At 64.8% G+C, this 20,194-nt stretch carries 10 protein-coding genes; 4 read left to right on the top strand and 6 right to left on the bottom strand.

The window, feature by feature from the left end:
• Positions 1-91: 91 nt before the first annotated feature.
• The 4 genes from AC1RWL_RS22855 to AC1RWL_RS22870 all read right to left on the bottom strand — a co-directional run bounded on the left by AC1RWL_RS22855 (position 92) and on the right by AC1RWL_RS22870 (position 6,503).
• On the bottom strand, positions 92-2,512 hold the full coding sequence (locus AC1RWL_RS22855) for a TonB-dependent receptor (protein ID WP_493096015.1): 2,421 nt from the start codon (positions 2,510-2,512) through the stop codon (positions 92-94).
• Positions 2,513-2,647: 135 nt separating this feature from the next.
• The gene (locus AC1RWL_RS22860; protein WP_493096014.1) at positions 2,648-3,523 is read right to left on the bottom strand and encodes an IucA/IucC family C-terminal-domain containing protein; all 876 of its coding nucleotides are present in this window, start codon (positions 3,521-3,523) and stop codon (positions 2,648-2,650) included.
• Between the two features lie 96 nt (positions 3,524-3,619).
• The gene (locus AC1RWL_RS22865; protein WP_493096013.1) at positions 3,620-5,377 is read right to left on the bottom strand and encodes an ABC transporter ATP-binding protein; all 1,758 of its coding nucleotides are present in this window, start codon (positions 5,375-5,377) and stop codon (positions 3,620-3,622) included.
• A gap of 148 nt (positions 5,378-5,525) precedes the next feature.
• Positions 5,526-6,503, bottom strand: coding sequence for an oxidoreductase (locus AC1RWL_RS22870; RefSeq protein ID WP_493096012.1), 978 nt, complete (start codon positions 6,501-6,503; stop codon positions 5,526-5,528).
• Positions 6,504-6,595: 92 nt separating this feature from the next.
• On the opposite strand from AC1RWL_RS22870, the gene AC1RWL_RS22875 reads away from it, so the two are divergent.
• Positions 6,596-7,519, top strand: a complete 924-nt coding sequence (locus tag AC1RWL_RS22875; RefSeq protein ID WP_493096011.1) for an AraC family transcriptional regulator — start codon at positions 6,596-6,598, stop codon at positions 7,517-7,519.
• Between the two features lie 10 nt (positions 7,520-7,529).
• Here AC1RWL_RS22875 and AC1RWL_RS22880 read toward each other — a convergent pair whose 3' ends face one another.
• A complete protein-coding gene (locus AC1RWL_RS22880) occupies positions 7,530-8,426 on the bottom strand; it encodes a fructose bisphosphate aldolase (protein WP_493096010.1) in 897 nt (298 codons plus the stop codon).
• Positions 8,427-8,557: 131 nt separating this feature from the next.
• Positions 8,558-12,205 carry a caspase family protein gene (locus AC1RWL_RS22885; protein ID WP_493096009.1) on the bottom strand — a complete coding sequence of 1,216 codons (3,648 nt, stop codon included), beginning with the start codon at positions 12,203-12,205 and terminating at the stop codon, positions 8,558-8,560.
• Positions 12,206-12,517: 312 nt separating this feature from the next.
• Here AC1RWL_RS22885 and aspT point away from each other — a divergent pair, with 312 nt between their 5' ends.
• The 3 genes from aspT to AC1RWL_RS22900 all read left to right on the top strand — a co-directional run bounded on the left by aspT (position 12,518) and on the right by AC1RWL_RS22900 (position 20,189).
• Positions 12,518-14,203: an aspartate-alanine antiporter gene (aspT, locus tag AC1RWL_RS22890; RefSeq protein WP_493096008.1), complete on the top strand. Its 1,686-nt coding sequence runs from the start codon at positions 12,518-12,520 to the stop codon at positions 14,201-14,203.
• A gap of 35 nt (positions 14,204-14,238) precedes the next feature.
• A complete protein-coding gene (locus AC1RWL_RS22895) occupies positions 14,239-15,834 on the top strand; it encodes a bifunctional aspartate transaminase/aspartate 4-decarboxylase (RefSeq protein ID WP_439617740.1) in 1,596 nt (531 codons plus the stop codon).
• Positions 15,835-16,007: 173 nt separating this feature from the next.
• On the top strand, positions 16,008-20,189 hold the full coding sequence (locus AC1RWL_RS22900) for a caspase family protein (protein ID WP_493096007.1): 4,182 nt from the start codon (positions 16,008-16,010) through the stop codon (positions 20,187-20,189).
• The last annotated feature ends 5 nt before the right edge of the window (positions 20,190-20,194 follow it).

Genomic DNA, 20,194 nt, shown 5'->3' on the forward strand with positions numbered 1-20,194 from the left:
AGGTAGAAAATGAGAAAAGCAAAGAAACGCAAGGCACTATCCCGTTCGATGCAAGAGGCCGCTGCGGGGCGAAAACCCCGCAGCCGATAAATCAGAATTTCGCCCGGATGTTGAGGCCGAAGGAGCGTCGCTGGCCCACCTGGCCGTAGATCGGCGTCGCATCGCGGTCCACGACGGTGAGATAGCGTTCGTCGAGCAGGTTCTCGGCAAAGGCGGTGATCTCGAAATTGTCCTTCTTGAAGCCCGCCTGGCTGTTCACGATGACGCGCGATTCCACCTTGTCGAGCGGCGCCACGCCGAAGCGGGCGGTGTAACCCGCGGTATATTTGGCATCGCCGCCGACGAAGAAGCCGTTCTCGAATTCGTACCGGCCGCCAAGGCCGACGGTCCATTCCGGCGCTTCCGGGAAGGCCTCGCCGGAGAGATCACCATAGTCGCCGTGGTCGAAGGTGAGAAACTTCGTGTTGAGATAGCCGATCGAGGCGAAGGCGGTGAACTGGTCCGTCACCTCGAAGGTCGGCTCGATTTCGAAACCCCAGACGCGCGAGGAGGCCGCATTGGTCGTCTCGCGATAGGACGGGAAGGCCGGGTCCGGCCGGATCTCGACCTGCTGGTCGTCGTAGCGCGTGTAGAACAGGTTGGCGTTCAGCATCAGCCGGTCGTCGAAGAAGTGGCCCTTGTAGGAAAGCTCGAAACTCTGGGCGAATTCCGGATCGTAATATTGCGGCTCGAAGGTCCGGTAGTTGACGTAGAAGCCGCCGGTGCGGAAACCCTCGGTATAGGTGAGCCCAACGGTATGGCCATCGCCGATCTCCTTGGAGATGCCGAGCTTCGGCACGAAGTTCACCTCGGAGAAATCCGCCCGGTTGATGGTAACCGGCAGGGCCGTGCCGTAAGCCCCTTCGGCGTTGCGCTCGAAGGTCTGTTCGCGCAGATAATCCAGCCGCCCGCCCGCGGTGACGAACCAGCTCGGCGCGAATTCATAAGTCGCCTCGCCGAAGACCGCGAGGTTGTCGGTCTTGCGGTTCTGGTACTGGTCCCATTGCCAGGAGGAATAGCCGATCGCATCGAACTTGCTGTCGAAATTCTGGTGGCTGCCGAAGACGCCCGCCACCCATTTCCAGCGATCGCCGTCATAGTTCAGGCGAAGCTCCTGCGAAAACAGCGTGTCGTCGACATCGCCGTAAATGCCATCGACGAGCCCCGCCGTGCCGGCATCGACGGAGCGGCGCGTGGTCTGGCCGAACTGGTAGCCGGTCTGCGAGGTGAAGCGCAGCACATCGGAAAAATCATGGGTGATTTCGAGGCCTACATTGTGAACCTTGACGGCGCGGAATTCCGCGAAGGTCACCGGCACGTAGAAATCGCCGCGTTCGTCATCCAGGTCGAAATCGGTGCCGACGCCGATCAGCCGCTCGTTGGGGCGATCGTTCGAATAGGAATAGGTGAGCAGCGCTCGCGTTTCCGGCAGTTCCGATGGCGTCAGCAGCAGCTTGGCGCGCAGGTTGTGGCTGATTTCCGTCGTCAGGTCGTCGTAGCCCGCATAGTCCTTGTAGGTCGGATAACGCACGGTGGTCTTCGCCTGCTCGAACGCGCCGGAGATGCGCAGCGCGATCTGGTCTTCCATCAGCGGCGTATTGACCATGAAGGCGGTGCCGACGAGATCGTTGTTGCCGACGGTGCCGGAAAGCTCGGCTTCCTTCTCGAAGGTGGGGTCCTTCGATTTCAGGTAGACGGCGCCTACCATCGCGGCACGGCCGCTCAGTGTCGACTGCGGCCCGCGATAGACCTCGACCTGCTCCATGTCCCAGAGGCTTCTAGCGCCAAAGCGGGCATTATAGCGGGTCTGTAGGATGCCATCGACATAGAGCGAGCCGGCGGGCGCACCCGCCGGCACGAACCCTTCCGAGCTCATGCCGCGAATGACGAAGCCGGCATTGAGCGTCGCGCTGTCCATGACGTTGCCGAGGCGGCGGAAGGCATCCTGCGTGTAGCGGATTTCGCCGTTCTCGATAGCCTCCGCATTGACGATGCCGACACTCGCCGTCGTGGCATCGAGTGTGGTGGCGTTGCGTGCGCCGTAGATGGTGATGGCCGCGAGATCGGTCGCGCCCGCAGCCCCCTCCTCGCCCTCGACCGAGGCGGTGGTGATGCTGAGCAGGACCTGGTTGCTGCCGGCAAAACGCGCGCCGATGCCGGTGCCGGCAAGCAGCGCGTCGAGCGCCTCTGCCGGGGTCAACGTGCCGCGGACGCCGCGCGTCGTCTTGCCTTGCGCGAGAGAAGCATCGAACAGAACCTGCAAGCCGGTCTGGGCGGCGAGGCTGTTGAGAGCGGGCGTCAGGGGGCCGGCCGGAACCGAAACGGCCGTTGCGGAGGCAAGCGCCGGGGCCGCCTCCTGCGCCATGGCGGGTGCGGCCGACCCGAAAGCCAGCACCGTGCCGGCCAGCAAGGCGGCCGTGAAGGCGCGCGCGCTCCTGCGGGACGTCCCCACATCCCCAACTCTCATCGTCATCAATGCCCCCGTTCCGGCGGCGTTCAAGGCGCCGCGTTGCATGTCCATGCCGCGGCCGATTCGGTCCGCATATTTTGTTGACGACCGAACTCCTGTTTTAGGGACTCTGCCTTGCGAAAAAATCTCGATGCGCGCTCAGGTCTCGTTGTGCGCCAGGCGATGCACATGCGCGCGCATCGCCTCAAGCAGTTCCGCGTCCCGCTCTTCCGGGTCCTTCAGCACGCAGGTCGAACAGAGCGCGCCGTTCGGCACCGTATAGAAACGGCAGCAGCCGCCCCGGGCGCGGAAGGTCCAGGAACCGAGGGGGATGTTTTGCGTATCGTCGTAAAGGGTGAGGTCGAAATAGCGCAGTTGCCGGTTATGGAGCGGCGAGCCCGGCTGTTTCACCACCTGCATGCCGATCGCCTTCGCTTCGTCGATGCAGCCGCGTTGCCGCCCGACTTCCAGGCAGCGCCCGGCCACCGCATCGGCGACAAGCCGCCACAGCGCGTTTCGCGACAGGCCGGTCTTGCGGAACAGCACATCGACCAGCGGCGCGAAATGCGCCTCGACGCCCGCGCGAAAATGGCTGCAAAGCGCTGCGCGATCGTCGAAGAATCGGGGCGAAAGGTAACGCACATGAGCGCGGCGGTCGTTATGGCTGCGGCCGCCATGCTCATGCCGGCGGTCAAAGAATTGGAACGCCATGTTGGACGGCGAAAGGTCGGGCACGATGCCGGCGCCGACCAGCAGCGGCACGCTCGCCAGCATGAAGACGTAACAATATTCGAGCATCAGCAGCGCGGCGCGGGTTTTGGCATCGCTGCCCGGATTGTGCGTGCCCTCATGGTCGAGAAAAGCGTCGATCGCGTCGCTGTCCGCGAAGAAGGCGGCCGCCGTCACCCACCCGGAATCGAGAGGGCCGACCGCGACCGAAAATTCTGCATTGTCGGACGCGCAGGCCAGAAGCGCATCCTGCAAAGCTTCGTGCCGCGCCCCGCCACCCCTGCTGTCCGCGCCGATGCTACCCATGCCCTCTCGCCGATGCCGCCGGACCCAACAGGTCCCACTTCACAGACGATTGGCGCGGTCGTTTCGGGACTCGACCCCACGATCTTTCCGGGTCAGCTACCGCTTCAGATTCAGATGATGCACGGGATCGCTGGCGGTCTGCGCGGCCTGGAGGTTCTTGTAGCGTCCGTTCTTGCGGGCGATGAGGTCGGCATGGTTGCCGCTCTCGACGATGCGGCCATCGTCGACGACAAGGATGCGGTCGGCATTCGCAATGGTCGCGAGCCGGTGGGCGATGACCAGCGTCGTGCGGCCGGCCGAAAGCTCGGCGAGCGACTGCTGGATGGCGCGTTCGGTTTCCGTGTCGAGCGCCGAGGTCGCCTCGTCGAGGATGAGGATCGGCGGGTTCTTCAGGAAGATGCGGGCAATCGCCAGACGCTGCTTCTGCCCGCCGGAGAGTTTCACGCCGCGCTCGCCAATCATCGTATCGAGACCGTCCGGCAGGTTGGCGATCACATCGTCGAGCCGGGCGCGCTTCGCGGCGTCGAGAATCTCCGCTTCCGTGGCGTCGAGCCTACCATAAGCGATGTTCTCGCGGATCGTGCCGGCAAAGAGGAAGACGTCCTGCTGCACGATGCCGATATTGGAGCGCAGCGATTTCAGCGTCATGTCGCGGATGTCGATGCCATCAACGGTGATCGCGCCGGCGGTGATTTCGTAGAAACGTGGCAGCAGCGAGCAGATCGTCGTCTTGCCGGCGCCCGAAGGGCCGACGAAGGCGATGGTCTCGCCTGCCTCGATCGAAAGGTCCAGCCCGTCGAAGACCGGCCTTTCGGCGCTGTAGCCGAAACGCACGCCGCGATATTCGATGTCACCTTTCAGCCGGCCCGCCTCCCGGGCGCTGTCGCGGTCCATGATGTCGGGCTGCGTGTCGAGGAACTGCGTGTACCGCGCAAAACCCGCAATGCCCTTCGGGTAGGTCTCGATGATCGAGTTGATCTTGTCGATCGGCCGGAAGAACACGTTGACCAGAAGCAGGAAACCGACGAAGCCGCCGGCGGAAAGTTCGCCGCGTGTCACGAACCAGGCGCCGGCCAGCATCACCACCACCTGCACGAAGCGCATCGAAAGGTAGGACAGCGACATGGACGCCGCCATCACCTTGTAGGCTTCGAGCTTGGTAACGAGGTAGTTGCGGTTGCTCTCGGCAAAAAGCTTGCGCTCGTGATCCTCGTTGGCGAAGGCCTGCACGACGCGGATGCCGCCGACATTCTCCTCGATGCGGGCGTTGAAATCCGCGACGCGGCCGTAGAGCGCATGCCAGTTGGAGGTCATGCGCGCGCCATAATGCGTGGTGACCCAGGCCGTCAGCGGCACGATGACGGCGGTGATCAGTGCCAGCGGCACATGCACCCAGAGCATCAGCAGGAAGGCGCCGATCAGCGTCATGATGGCGATGAACAGGTCTTCCGGCCCGTGATGGGCAACCTCGCCGATCTCTTCAAGGTCCTTGGTCAGCCTGGCGACGAGATGGCCGGTCTTCTGGTTGTCGAAGAAGCCGAAGGAGAGCTTTTGCAGGTGGTCGAAAGCCTTGCGGCGCATCTCGGCCTCGATGCGCACGCCGAGCATGTGGCCCCAATAGGTGACGATGACCTGAAGGCCGGCATTGATGAGATAGATCAGGAACAGGCCGACGGCGGCGAGCGCGATGAGATCGAGCCGCCCGGTCGGCAGCAGCCGGTCGATGAAGAGCGTCACCGCGACGGGAAAGGCCAGTTCCAGCAGGCCGGCGGCGACGGCGCTGCCGAAATCCAGCGCAAACAGGCCCCGGTGTGGGCGGTAATAGGCGGCGAAGCGCTTCAGATGGTCGGACATGAACGGCATGCTTTCGATATCGGTCTTATTGCTAAGACGATCAACTACCGCGTCTCATCCCACAGGTCGCAAAATTTTTCTTCCCCGACACGGTTTTGTGATTGGCGCCCCTTTCACGGGCGCCAACCGTTCTCCTGGCAAAAGCCGCTCAGTTCGCGGCGCTAGCCAGGGAAACACCCGTCAGCCGTTCGGACAACGCCCAGAGACGCTCCGCCGCATCCGGGTCCATCGCCCAGGGTGCCACACCCTTGTTGCCTGCCGCCTCGCCCTGCGGGAGCGACACCTCGCAATCCTCGCAATAGACGCCGCCGATGCCGTCGAGTTCGGGGCGTGTCGCCGCCCAGACGCTGGTTGCGGCACCCTGCTGCGGGCTCTTCAGATCGCGCGCGGGATCGACACGGCGGTTGCCGTTCTCGTCATAAACGTCGAAGGCATTGATCTCCTCCTCGCTGAGATGGCGGGCTAGATCGGTGAGGATGACGCCCGGATGCAGCGAGAAGGCGCGCACGCCATGCTCCGTCCCGCGCCGGTCGAGCCCCAGCGCAAAGAGCGCATTCGCCGTCTTCGCCTGGCCATAGGCCTGCCACTTGTCATAGGCGCGCGTGCGGAAATCGATATCGTCGAAATCGACCGGCCCGATCTGGTGCCCGCGCGAGGAGACGGACACAACCCGCGCGCCGCCGGCCGCAGCCAACACCGGCCAAAGCCCCGCCACCAGCCGGAAATGGCCGAGATGGTTCGTGGAGAACTGGCTTTCGTGCCCCTCGGCATCGCGCGCCAGCGGCGTCGCCATGATGCCGGCGCTGTTGACGAGGATCGACACCGGCGTGCCGGCCTTAACGATCCTGTCCGCGAAGGCGGCGATGGATGCGGGGTCTGAAAGATCCATCGCCTCGATGCGCACATTGTCGATGCCGGCCAGCGTGCGCTCCGCCTTGGCGCGGTCGCGCGCCGGCACGATGACCGCGGCGCCGGCGCTGGCAAGTGCCCGCGTCGTCTCGACGCCGAGGCCGGAATAGCCGCCGGTCACGATCGCCGTCTTGCCGGAAAGGTCGAGCCCCGCGACCACCTCTTCGGCGGTGCTGGCGGCATTGAAACGGGACCCGATGGGTTTTTGCTCGGACATGTCGTCACTCCTTCGTTCTCTCGTGCTGGTGTCCGTGCCTCATATCGGGTAAAGTTTCGGCGTCTCCAGCTTGCAAACTCCAGGTTTTTGTCGTGATCGTCCAGAATGCACAGGATGCCCTGTCAGACGTGCTAAGCGCCATCGATGCGCGCGCGCTCTTCTCCGTGCGCTTCGCCGCCGGCGGCCCGTGGGCGGTCGCCTTCCCGCCGCCGTCCTATGTGAAGTTCAACGCCATCCGCCACGGCGGCGCCTGGGTGATCCCGGAAGGCGAGGCACCGATGCGCATCGAGGCGGGAGATTGCCTGGTGGTCAGCGGCAAGGCCTTTACGCTTTGCAGCGATCCGCGGGTCAAGCCCATCCCGGCACGCGACGTCTTCATCGGTGGCAGTCTCGATGTGATGGTCGGCGACGGCCGCGATTTCGTGCTTCTCGGCGGCAGCGTGAACCTCGATACGGTGGACGGCACCCTCCTGACCGATGCCCTGCCCCCGGTCGTGGTCATCGCGCGCGAAGAGGCCGGGCCGATCGCCTGGCTGCTGGAACAGTTGGATGCGGAGTGGAACAGCACGGCACCGGGATCGCGCATTGCCTGCAACGACCTCCTGCGCCTGATCTTCATCCATGTGCTGCGCGCCTATCTCGCCCGCGAGACGTCGCGGCATCCGGGCTGGCTGGCCGGCCTCACCGACCGTCGCCTTGCCCCGGCGCTGCGGGCCATCCATGCGGATCCCGCGCGCCGCTGGACGGTGGATGAACTCGCCGGCATCGCGGGCCAGTCACGCTCGGCCTTTGCCGAACGGTTCCGCGACACCGTCGGCGCCTCACCGATCGATTATCTTGCGGCATGGCGCATGCGGCTTGCGGCCGCCCGGCTGCGGCGCGGCGACGAACCGCTGCCGCGGATCGCCCAATCGCTCGGCTATGCCTCGGACAGCGCCTTCGCCGCCACCTTCCGCCGTGTCCTTGGCCACTCGCCCGCCCGCTACCGCAGCCTGCACCGCGGCGCGGCGGCCTAGCTTTGCCCGATCAGACCTTCAGGGCGCTCGCGGTGTAGATCTCGTCGATCGTCCGGCCGAGGCTGGCGTCGAACTCGGCATCACTCATCTGCAGGCGCAGGTCTTCCGTCAGCGCACGCGAGAAGCTGGCGATCATGCCGTGGTTGCGGCTGAGCTTTTCGCAGGCGTCGGCGCGGCTGTAGCCACCCGAAAGGGCCACGACGCGGGCGACCGCCTGGTGGGCGATCAGCGGCTTGTAGAAATCCGCGACTGTCGGGATGGTGAGCTTGAGCATGACCTTCTCGCCCGCCGGCACCGCGTCAAGCTGGCTGGCGATCTCGTCGCGCAGGATGGCTTCGGCCTCCTCTTTCGTCGCACTTTTGATCGAGACTTCCGGCTCGATGATCGGGACGAGGCCATGGCCGAGGATCTGGCGTCCCACCTCGAACTGCTGCTTCACCACGGCGGCGATGCCGGCCTTGTCGGCATGGGCGATCACCGAGCGCATCTTGGTGCCGAAAATGCCCTTCTTCACGGCGCGGGCGAGCAACTCGTCGAGATCGGGCGTCGGCTTCATCACCTGCGCGCCGTTCTCCTCGGCGGCCAGCCCCTTGTCGACCTTGAGAAAAGGTACGACGCCGCGGTCTTCCCACAAATAGGAGGGAACCGGCTTGCCTTTGGCCTCGCCGTCCATAGTCTTTTCGAACAGGATCGCGCCGATCACCTTGTCGCCGGAGAAAGCGGGCGCCGTCATGATGCGCACGCGCATCTCGTGCATCAGGCGGAACATCGCCTCGTCACCGCTATAGTCGGTGTCGGCAATGCCGTAGAGACGCAAGGCACCGGGGGTGGAACCACCGCTCTGGTCGAGGGCGGCAATAAAACCCTCCTTGCCGGACATCTGCGCCATCATCTTTGCGTCAGCCATGCTTTCCCCCCTTTTCGGACCGGCGCGTGGTGCGCTCGGACACGCTGCTCTGCCAATTTGCTCGGAGCATAACCGACGATATCTCGTTCTCATACCCCTTGCCGAAGTCGGCGCAGGTGGATTTTACCGGCTCAAAACAAACTCATGTCGCCGACCAGGAGGTTTCGCGCGAGCCATGGGCTCTGCCGGCCCTCGGTGTCGCGCAGCACGCGGGATTTGACGGCGGAATAGAATTCGCCGAGGTCGATGACGCCGTTGGCATCGACGTCCGCCGTGCCGCGGCCGGTCCCGAGCACCTCGACGATGGCCGAGGTGAAGACGCCGCCGCCCTTTCCGGCACTTTCCAGCGCCACCTGCCGCCCTTTCGACGCGGCAAGCACGACCATGGGCGCGCCGGCTGACGTCAGCAAGGCACCGGCGACATCGTCGTTCGTGGCGAAGGCGCTGCTGCCGGCAAGGCCGGTGTGGCAGGCGTCGAGCAGGATCACCACCGTTCCCTTTGCCTTGGACAGCACCGCCGCGACGTCGCTCCAGGCAAGCGCGGTCTCGCGCAGCGCGCCGGTGCGCGTATCCGGCAGGGCGAGCAGCAAGTCGCCGGTCGTACCCGTGCCGCCGGAACCGACGGCATGGCCGGCAAAAGAGAAGAGCAACGTATCGTCCGGCCCCGTCGCGGCGACGGCATCGGCCACCGCCTTGAGGATCGCTTCGCCCGTCGCCGCACGATCGCTCAGCACGGTCAGCTCCGGCAATGCCGCACGATGGCCGCCGACGCCCGCCAGAACCGCTTTCAGGCGCTCCGCGTCGCTGCGCGCGAAGGACAGCGCGGGAATGCCCGGATCACCGGCATAGGCGTCGATGCCGACAAGCACCGCGCGAAGACGCCCCTCACCGCGCGATGGCGGCGGCAGGAGCAGGCCTTTCGGGGTGCTGACCAGGCCGTCCGCATCGTCGGCAAGCACGGTGATCCACCGGCTGCCGCCGGGATCGGCAATGTCGAAGACCTCTTCGGCCGCTTGTCCCTGCACATTCCGCTCGGTGATCAGCCGGCCATCGACGAACACACGCAGCCGCGCGAGCCCGGTATCGTCGGTGGCGCTCACGGCCAGGCGGCGTTTTCCGGCCTCGGCCACGCTCACCGTGAAGGAAACCAGCGGCGGCGAACCCAGCGTTTCCGGCCGCGCGGCGACCTTCCGCCCTTCGAGCACCGCCTGCGCAAGACCCGGCCGGTGGAGGGCCGCCCCGAACTGGTACACGGTCTGCAATGCGGGCATACCGGCAAAACGCACATTGAGCGCGTGCGCCCCTTCGTAAGTCGTGTCGAACCGACCGTCGGGCAGCATGACGACGATCTCGTCATCGATATGTGCACCGCCCAGAATCTGCTCGCCCGTTTCGGCGCGAAACACGGTGAAGCGACCATCGTGGTTGAGCTGCACCAGAAACCGGCCGTCCCGGGTCAGGCGCATGGCGCGCACCAGCGTCGGATCGGCAAGCGGAACGAGGTTTCCGACGCGCTTGCCGGTGCGCGTATCGATGAAGGCGGCCTGTCCGATATAGCTGGCGGAGACGAGAATCCGGTCGTCGCGCACCGCGAAGACCCGGATCTCACTCGCATCCGTCGAGCTCCACCCGAACGCGCTCGCGTCGTCGGGTGCGTTTTCCGGCACGAGTTCCCGGTCGATATTCACGATGAGGTCGGGCGAAACCAGAATGAGGCCGGCCATGCTGACCCGGGAGCTGCCGGCATAACAATTGGCAAACAACAGCGCATGGGCCTGCTCACCCTCCCCCCAGCGCCAGGCCTGTTCGATCGAGGCCGGATCGAACGCCTCGGCGGAGGTCTTGCATTCGAAGGCGCTGTTTTCCGGGGCGACGGTGCTGAAGCGCTTGCGGATGGCGGGAGCGATGCGCGCGACGGCATCGATGAGCGTGTCGATCTTCGGCTTTCGATCGGCATTCACATCCATGTAGTGGCCATAGGTGCTGTGAGCGACCGACGACACCCGGTCGATCGCGCCGATGACCGCGCCGATCCGGTCGAAGACCGTCGCCTCGGAAGGCTGGAACGACGATTGCGGCAGGCGCCCAAGGCCGCGCCCGGCGATCTGGACCGCGCAAAACACGCCGCCCTCGGCGCGCGCCAGACCACGTCCATCGCCGAAATTCCCGCATCGGTCATCCGCAGCCACAACCGCCGTACCATCCATCAGCGGCTTGCGAACGAGCTTGTCGACGGGCACGAACAGTTGCTCGTCCGGCGCGGATGCATTGATGAGATAGCTCTCCATGCCATGCGTGACGCGTATCGGCTCGCCGAAACGCCAGAGGTGTTTTTCCAGAGGGATATCAATGCCGCGATGGGTCCTGACGAGCTGGCGAAGCGCTTTTCGCGCGCCGTCCGGGTCAAAGTCGTCGAAATTGCCTTGCGAAGCCGACAGGTAGTAACCCGGCCCGCTTTCCTCCAGGTCGTAAACCTCGCCGGAGACGATGTCCCATAACCGCCCGCCATCCTTGGTGCCGTCGGCGCTCGGGCCGGTCATCGCCGCGAACATGCGGTCGACATCGAGCACGATTTCGGTGCGCCAGCCGACCCCCATGTTCCGCATATAGGTTCCGGTGCCGATATCGCCGTTGAGGGTGGAGACGACGGAATTCTCCATCTGCCGGATTTCTGCCCCGAGCACGATGAAACTGTCGTTGCGCGCCCAGGCGAGCAGCCCATGGCGCAAGTTCTGGACGACGGCGCCATCTGCGAGGTCGATGACCTCCAGCCGCCTGTCGACCGAACGCACCGCTGCCACGAAGCGTCCCGTCGGCGAGAAGCGCGGCTGCAACCCTGCACGCGAGAACAGCAACGCGCCCATTTCGCGGTCGAAGACGTCGTAGCGGTCCTTGTAGACCTTCATCTCATAGCGCCCGGACGGATCGGCCAGAACCTCGTCCGGCGCATCGCTCGTGAAGCGGTCCTGCACGACGATTTCCGGCAGCCCGAGTTCCACCGTCAGGCGCGGCGAGCGCTCCGTGCGCAGCACATGCTCGCCGCAGGCGCCACCCGTCACGAGGCTGACGCCGATATCCTGCTGGCCGGCGGAAAGCAGGAAGACCGTAATGGCACCGCTCGCCACAGGCATGCGCCCATGCAGCGGAATGATGGCGCGCGTGCGCTCTTCGGCATGCTTCAGGCCGTTCGGTCCTTTCGCCCCCGCCGTCAGCGGCAGGAAACCCTTGCCCTTGAAACGCGTGGCCACCGGGAAATCGGCGACGATGAAAAGCGGCAGGGGCGCGGGTTTTGCCGCTTTCAGCTGATAGCCGAGCTGAAAGCCCGTGCCCGGCGTCAGTTTCTGCGTCATGCCGATGGTAAACTGGATGCCGGCGACCATCGCCCGCACCTCATTAAGAGCCTCGGGACAGGCAAGCGCCACGGTCTGCGTTGCGGGCATCTGCCGAAGTTCGGCGATGCGTTCCCGCATCTGCGTCGCAAGACAGGTCGCGTCACCCCGGCATCGGCTTCGCTTGCGAATCCACGCGCGCTGGTCCGCCACCAGCTTCTCGGCCGCCTTGCCTTCAGCCGCAGAGCGCTGCTGCGAATAGACGGCGGCCATTTCGGCGTCGAGCGCCGCCAAAGTGGGATCGCCGCATATCGCATGCTCCACCGCATTGGAGGCCTTGGCGCAATCGAAACTGGGCTGCGCGGACACCGATCCGGCGCCCAGCAGCAAGAGGACGGTGCAAACAGCCGCCATCATCAGAACATGCAGTCGCGTGCCGGAACCGGTCATGCCGTCCCCCTCCGCATACGGCGTGCTCCCCTGTCCGGAAGCAGGCCTCACCACTCGGCTTCACTGACAATTCCTGAAATTCCTGCGCTGGCGGGGCCAGGTATACTCAATTCTTCTAACGTACCAGCCAGGCCGTTCATTCGGCCGACGAAGGCTGCGTTCAAAAACGGCACACTTTCCGCAGGTCGTGCCAAAATTCATTAACCCTGGCGTTCCAGTCGAAACAACACATACGAGTTGTAGTTGCAGTTTTGCAAAACTCATTTAGCGTGCCGGAAGCGGAGTGCCGCGCGGCTGCAAGTGGGAAAACGCATGAACTATCTGCACGCGATCTTCCAGCAATCCCCCGAGATTGCTCTCTTCCTCGCCCTTGCCGGCGGCTACTGGATCGGCAAGTTCCAATTCGGCAAATTCCAGCTTGGCGGCGTCGCCGGCTCGCTGCTGGTCGCCGTCGTCCTCAGCCAGGTCGGCGTGACGATCGACAACGGCATCAAGACCGTGCTCTTCGCACTGTTCATCTATGCCGTCGGTTTCGAGAGCGGGCCGCAGTTCTTCCGCTCGCTCGGCCGCAAATCCATTCGCGAGATCGTCATGGCCGCCGTGCTGGCGCTGAGCGGGCTTGCCACGGTGGTGGTGCTCGCCAAGATATTCTCGCTGGACAAGGGCCTCGCCGCCGGCATTGCCGCCGGCGGGCTCACCCAGTCGGCGATCATCGGCACCGCAAGCTCCGCCATCGGCAAGCTCGGCCTTTCGGCGGACCAGACCCAGGCGCTCCAGGCCAATGTGGCGATCGGCTATGCCGTCACCTACATCTTCGGATCCTTCGGCGCGATCCTGGTCTGCGTCAACATACTGCCTTGGTTCATGGGGCGCGGCATCCGCGACGACGCGGTGAAGGCTGAGGCCGAGATGCTGGCCGGCGCGCAGGTCTTCGGCCCGGGCGAAAGCGCTGCCCTGCCGGATCTCGTCGGGCGCCTCTTCACGGTGGAGAAGGCGGCCGGCCGCACGGTCGCGGACCTGGAGGCCAGCGCCACGGCCGCGCCGATCGCCGTCGAGCGCATCAAGCGCAAGGGCAGCATCGTCGGCGTCGATCCCGGTTTCGTTCTGGAACGCGGTGACATCGTGCTCGTCGTCGGGCGCCGCTCCGGCGTCGTCGGGCTGGAGGCGGTCGTCGGGCCGGAACTGCAGGCCTCCGATGGCATGGAGATGGTTCTCGCCACACGCGACGTCGTCGTCGCCAATGCCGAATTCGCCGGCCACACGGTCTCAGACATCATCGAGGCGACGCGCGACCTGCGGCACGGGGTTTTCGTGCTCTCCGTCAAGCGCGGCGGCACGCCGCTGCCCCTCGAAGCGAAAACCCGGATCGATGCCGGCGATATCGTCACGGTCTACGGCCTCCAGGAGGATCTCCAGCGCATCGCCAAGCGCGTCGGGCCGGTCCTCGTTCCGAGCGACAAGACGGATTTCGTCTTCCATGGCCTCGGCATCGTCGTCGGCCTGCTCATCGGCCTTCTCGTCGTGCGCATCGGCTCGATCCCGCTGACGCTCGGCAGCGGCGGTGGCGCGCTTCTGGCGGGCCTTGCCTTCGGCTGGTATCGCAGCCGCAACATGACGCTGGGCAACATGCCGACCGGCGCATCCACCCTGCTTCGCGACCTCGGGCTTGCCGGCTTCGTTGCGGTGGTCGGCCTCCAGTCCGGCCAGCAGGCTGTGCACACCATCATCGAGAGCGGCCTGTCGATCTTCCTGATCGGCGTCGCCGTTACCATCATTCCCATGCTGATCACCATGGCCGTGGGACGATACGTGCTGCACTACGACAATGTCGCCGTGTTCGCCGGCTCTCTCTCGGGTTCGCGCAGCGCCAATCCCGCCTTCGGCGAGGTGCTCGACAAGGCCGGCAATTCCGTGCCGACGACATCCTTCGCCATCACCTACGCCCTCGCCAATGTGTTCCTGACCCTACTCGGGCCACTCGTCGTCGCCCTCGTATGACCGACCCCCTAGGTCAAGCCTTCGGAGAAAGCCCCATGACCGACTACAGCCAATACGCCAAGCTGAGCCCGTTCGAACTCAAGGACGAGCTCATCAAGCTGGCCACGAGCAAGAAGAACCAGACGATGCTGAATGCCGGGCGCGGCAACCCGAACTTCCTGGCCACCCTCCCCCGCCGGGCCTTCTTCCGGCTCGGCCTGTTCGCCACGGCTGAAGCGGAGCTTTCCTACTCCTACATGCAGCAAGGCATTGGCGGCCTTCCCAACATCGAGGGCATCGAGGGCCGGTTCGAGCGCTTCATCAGCGAGCATCGCGACCAGGAGGGCGTCGTCTTCCTGAGCCGCAGCCTGTCCTATGTCCGCGACCAGCTCGGCCTTTCCGCCTCGCAGTTCCTGCATGAGATGGTCGAGGGCATCCTCGGCTGCAACTACCCCGTCCCGCCCCGCATGCTGCGGGTGAGCGAGGAGATCGTCCGGCAATATCTCGTCAAGGAAATGATCGGCGGCTTCACGCCGGCCGGCGATGTCGACGTCTTCGCGGTGGAAGGCGGCACGGCCGCCATGACCTATATCTTCAACACCATGAAGCAGAACGGGCTCGTCGAGCGCGGCGACAAGGTGGCGATCGGCCTGCCCGTCTTCACGCCCTATATCGAGATCCCGCAGCTCGACGAATACGGCCTGAAGGAAGTCGCGATCAATGCGGACCCGGCCGCCGGATGGCAATATCCCGATTCGGAACTGGAAAAGCTGAAGGACCCCGCCATCAAGGTGTTCTTCTGCATCAATCCGAGCAATCCACCCTCCGTCAAGCTCGACGAGCGCAGCCTGAAGAAGATCGCCGACATCGTCGCCAACGACCGGCCGGACCTCATCATCCTGACCGACGACGTCTACGGAACCTTCGCCGACGACTTCCAGTCGCTTTTCGCGGTCTGCCCGAACAACACGATCCTCGTCTATTCCTTCTCGAAATATTTCGGGGCCACCGGCTGGCGGCTCGGGGCCATCGCCACGAACCGGGAAAACGTGCTCGACCGGAAGATCGCGGACCTGCCGAAGAAGACGCGGGAGGCGCTGGAAAAACGCTACAACTCGATCGTGACCGACGTCAGCGCGCTGAAATTCATCGACCGGCTCGTCGCCGACAGCCGCACGGTCGCCCTCAACCACACGGCCGGGCTCTCGACGCCGCAGCAGGTGCAGATGGTGCTGTTCTCGCTCTTCGCCCTGATGGACGAGCACGACATGTACAAGGCATCGCTGAAGAAGGTCATTCGCCGACGCGAAGCGGCCCTCTACCGCGAACTCGGCATCGAACTCACCGAGAACCCGAACCAGGTGGATTATTACACGCTGCTCGACCTCGAAGACATCGCGCAGAAACTCTACGGCTCGGAATTCGCAGCCTGGGTGAAGAAGACCTTCACCGCCAACGAGCTTCTCTTCCGCATCGCCGACGAAACCGGCATCGTCCTCCTCCCCGGCCGAGGCTTCGGCACGCAGCACCCCTCCGGTAGAGCCTCTCTCGCCAACCTCAACGAGTACGAATATGCGAGGATCGGCCGTGCGCTGCGCGACATGGCGGACGAGTACCACCGGCAGTTCACGAAGAAGAAGGCGAAACGCTGAGGTCGCCGAACGACCTCTCTTGGAGCGTACCCGCAACAGACGCGCTAACCCTAACGGATAGGTTGCCGCCGTAAGCCGCGTCGGCAACACTCTTCGGGGCAAGAGCAAAAAGCCTGTGCTAAGAAAATTCGAGCCGATCGGACTGGTGTTCTTCAGACACGGGGGCTTGTCGTATGCGTTTTTTCCTGACCGCGCTCCTCGCCATCCTCGTGCTGCTTTGCGCAGATGGTGCGGAAGCCCAGAGGCGGAAGGGCGACGTGCTGTTGGGGCCGGTCGAGATGTTCCGGGGCCTCGCGCGTCGCCAGGCGCAGCAGCGGGCCGATCCGGCGGGACGCTGGATAGCCCTTGCCCCGGCCAATGGCATGGGCGGCACGGTCTGCAACACGACGGGCGACAAATATTCGTGTTTTGCCGTGCGTTGCAGCGCTGACGACAGGCCCGAATTCGCCTTCTTCTACAATGTCGGAAACTATGCCGCGAGCGTGCAATCCGCGATCGTCGTCGACGAGCGGCTGGCGTTCTCGATCCCGCTGTCGCGCATTTCCAACGGCGTGATGGCCGGGGCGATCGATGCCACCCGCGACCGGGTCCTTCTCGAAGCCTTGAAGGCGGGACGGAGCTTTGCCTTCGATCCGGGCTTTCGCCACGTCTTCAGCCTGGCCGGGTCTTCCGCGTTTATCGACAAGACGCTCTCTGGATGCGAGCCCGCCGAAACCCCGTCCTTCGTGGCGCAGGACACGACGCAAACACAGACGGCCGAGGCCGGCAGCGGGCCACGTAGCGGCCTCGAACTGATCTGGAACACCGACCTGCCCGGCCATGACTACCGCAGCGGCCTGACGGACCCGACCTTGCGCGGGGTCAGCCGCGACCAGTGCGCCACCTTCTGCGAGATCGACAACCGATGCCGCGCCTACACGCATAACGGCGCGAACAATGTCTGCCTGCTGAAGGAGGAGGCAGGCGGTCGGGAACCTTTCCCCGGCGCGACATCCGGAATTTTCCACGCCAAACAGTTCCGCGCCGAAGCGCGCACGGGCGTTGCGGCAACCTTCGCCGAGGGCCTTTTCTGGCGAAAGGACGATACGCGCGAAACCTATGTGGAGCGTATAAGGACGAATGCGGTTGCCTCCGGCGGCGCCTGCGATGGCGATCGGGCGGCGCTGAAGGCGCTGGCCTCCGGGTTCAGCGCCAGGATGCCCGGCGCGGACGCGACTGCGGGGAAGGCTGTCGACATCGGCTGGGCGGGCAAAACCGACCCCGGTATCACCGCCTATTTCGTGCTGAGCGCCAACCGCCCCGTCCGCTTTGCCGGAAAGGGTTTCGTGGCCCTGACACCGGATGCAATCGGCCCCTACGGCATTGAACAGGCAGGCGATAAAAGCCGGGCCATCGTGGCACTCCATAGCCGCGGCGCAGGCGCAGCCGGCACGATTTCCGTCGTGCCGCTGGCAGCCGGCTCGGTAGAGCTGAACGCGGCGCTCGTCGGCTATGTTCGTGCCTGCAAGGAGGTGATCGTCCTTCAGCAATGGAAAGGCACGCTCACGGTCAACCCGGCAGCGCCGGAGATCGTGCTGAACGATCCCGTGGCCGGCAATCTTTACGACAAGCGGATCGACATCCCTACGATGGGGCGCAGCATCCTGTTCAACGAGAGCCGGTTTGCAGTGATCGATGCGGCAACGGGAAGCGAGGTGCTGGAGCGCGAGGGGCGCGACATCGCACTCTCGCCGACGAGGCGCTTTCTCGGCGTGCGCAGCAACGAGAATTTCGACATCATAGACCTCGTCGACGGCGCGCGGATCGCGACGCTCGGCGGCAGCGATCTCGCCTGGTTCAACAAGGATTCCTTCGTGATCGGCGAGGCCGGGCCTTGGGGCCGCACCTGGCTGGCCTCGACGCTCTCCACCGGCGTGCTGGTCGAAGAGCAGCGGACCGCTTGCGCCGCATGCAGCAGTTCGCTCTCCGCCTCTGTGACGATGGATCTCGAAAACATGCTTGGCATCGTGGCCGGGCCGCTCGGTTATGCCGCCTTCGATTTGCAGGACCGGGATTTCATCGCGCAGGATCCAAACCTGATCATTGCCGACGAGGGCCTGAAGGGCGTGCGCGAACTCATCCGTGTGCGGGCCGAGGAGATCGGCACGACCACACCGATCGCCCTGGATGCCGGGTGGAATGCACCGCTCGGCCTCGCTTTCACGCACTATACGGGGCAACGCACGGGCGGAGGGAACCTCGATGCGCAAAATGCAGCGCTCGCCGCCCTGTTTTTGAAGCGGGACTACATCATGCCGAACCGCGGCGTATCGAATTCGCAGGCCGCAATCGATCTGCCGCAAGAGGAAACGGTGCTGCGCGGCCTTGCGCCGGTGCGGGTAGATCTGTCTTCCGTCGGCGTCGTGTCCCGGCGCACGCTGCTCGATGCCTTGCAGCCGTTCGGCTTTACCGAGGCCAAGGTCACCCTCCCAGATTTTGCCCTGGAGCCGCTGGACGACGCACTGCGCTTCGATGAAACGGCGAAGGCGGCATTTGAAAAGCGCGTCAAGGCGGCAAGCAAGCGCCTCGCTGACGACCTCGCCGCCCTGAAGGCGCCGCTCGCCTGGGCACGCCCGGCCGATAGCATGGAGGCGCTCTATTGCCAGCATGTCGAGGATGGGCTGGAGGGCGGGAAACTGCCGGAGACGCTGGACCTTGCCTATCACCTACGGCTTGGCGAGCGGACCATCTGGATCGCCCGAGGCATATGTTACGGCGGCCCGACGGCGGGAACCCAGCTCAGCAAATCCTACCTGGCGATCTTCGACCAAGGCACCGGCGCGCTCGGGGCGAGGCAAGCCGTGGTTGCCCAGCACCAGATTTTTGGCGGCGGCGTAGCCCGGGTTTTCCATGAGCAGACGCTTGACGTGAAGGCCATCGGCACGACCGCGCTGCTGTTCTACGCCAAGAAAGCCGGGACGATTGGCCTTTTCGAACTCAAGACGCGCCGGTTCCTGTTCGAGAAAATGGATCTGCCGCGCGGCGACATGCTGAAGGACGCCTTTGCGGACGAGAGCGGCCGCTACATTCTCCAGGAGAATGCCGACGGCACCTTCTATCTGCACGGCGTCGCGGACGGCGCCGTGCTTCTCTCCGGCCGCTTCATCGATGACGAGGTGGTGTTCTGGAACGAGCATTTCCAGTTCGACGCGACGCCCGAAGGCAGTGCCTTCGTCAATCTGCGTTTTCCCGGCTCCGGCGGCCAATACAGTTTCCAGCAGTTCGATAGGCGGCTTCGTATCGACGGGCTGATGCAGGTAGTGCTTTCCGGCACCGGGACGGGCACGGCGCCGACCATCGGCGCGCCGCCCTCCCTGGAGGGAACGCTGGATGGCAGCGAGACCCGCATCAAGGGTGACGTCACCGTGCGCGGCCTTCGGCCGGTCATCGCCGTCAGCGTCTACCAGGATGGCGTCCTGACCGATAGGGTCGCAGTGGCGGATGCGTCGAAGCCCGTAACGATCGACGTGGGGCGCTTGCCGGCGGCGCGTTGGATAAGCCTCGTCGCGGAGGATGCGGACGGGCTGCAAAGCCTGCCGATCGGGCGGGATTTCGGCGACCAGGCGCAAAAGCCGGTCACTAATGTGCTGGCGATCGGCATCGACGTCTATAAGGATAAGCGCATTACGCAGCTCGCCTTCGCAAAGAGCGATGCGGAGCGTGTCATCGCGCGTTTCCGGTCCCTGTCCGGCAAGACGATCGATGCCCCGCCGGAGGATGTGCTGCTGCTCGCCGACAAGGCGGCGGACAAGACGGCGATCCTCGCCGCCGCGGAAAGGCTGGCGCAGAGTGCCGGGCCGGGCGAAACAGCAGTGTTCTTCTTCGCGGGCCACGGGCTGCAGGGCGCCGACGGCAAATTCTATATCGCGACCTCGGCGACGCGCGCCGACAATGTGGAAGCGACCTCGCTCGCCTGGGATGAGCTCGCCGCCGTTCTCTCCCGGACCAAGGGGCGGCTGATCGTGCTCCTCGACGCCTGCCATTCGGGCGCCGCCGGCACCGGCCTTTTCGCCACCAACGACGACGCCGTCTCCGGCCTCCAGCGCTCGATTCCCGCCGGCCTTGTCGTGCTCTCCGCCTCCAAGGGCCGCGAGCTTTCCCGCGAATCCGCAAGGTCAAACGGCGGTATTTTCACCACCGTGTTGACGGATATCATGGGTGAGGGTCGGGCAGGCGCCGACCTCAACGGCAACGGCACTTTGGAAGTTTCCGAACTGTTCCGCGCCGTCAAAGTGGGCGTTTCCGAGGAGAGCGGCGGTCTCCAGACACCCTGGCTCGCCCGCAACCAGATGATCGGCGAGTTTTCTCTGTTTTGACGGCT

It is taken from the genome of Shinella sp. GW821-FHT10F02 (assembly GCF_058809275.1).

Excerpts from the sequence above, each read along its gene's own strand:
- AC1RWL_RS22885 (WP_493096009.1), bottom strand. The coding sequence starts at position 12,205 with ATGACCGGTTCCGGCACGCGACTGCATGTTCTGATGATGGCGGCTGTT.
- AC1RWL_RS22895 (WP_439617740.1), top strand. The coding sequence starts at position 14,239 with ATGACCGACTACAGCCAATACGCCAAGCTGAGCCCGTTCGAACTCAAG.
- AC1RWL_RS22865 (WP_493096013.1), bottom strand. The coding sequence starts at position 5,377 with ATGTCCGACCATCTGAAGCGCTTCGCCGCCTATTACCGCCCACACCGG.
- aspT (WP_493096008.1), top strand. The coding sequence starts at position 12,518 with ATGAACTATCTGCACGCGATCTTCCAGCAATCCCCCGAGATTGCTCTC.
- AC1RWL_RS22860 (WP_493096014.1), bottom strand. The coding sequence starts at position 3,523 with ATGGGTAGCATCGGCGCGGACAGCAGGGGTGGCGGGGCGCGGCACGAA.
- AC1RWL_RS22900 (WP_493096007.1), top strand. The coding sequence starts at position 16,008 with ATGCGTTTTTTCCTGACCGCGCTCCTCGCCATCCTCGTGCTGCTTTGC.
- AC1RWL_RS22880 (WP_493096010.1), bottom strand. The coding sequence starts at position 8,426 with ATGGCTGACGCAAAGATGATGGCGCAGATGTCCGGCAAGGAGGGTTTT.
- AC1RWL_RS22855 (WP_493096015.1), bottom strand. The coding sequence starts at position 2,512 with ATGACGATGAGAGTTGGGGATGTGGGGACGTCCCGCAGGAGCGCGCGC.
- AC1RWL_RS22870 (WP_493096012.1), bottom strand. The coding sequence starts at position 6,503 with ATGTCCGAGCAAAAACCCATCGGGTCCCGTTTCAATGCCGCCAGCACC.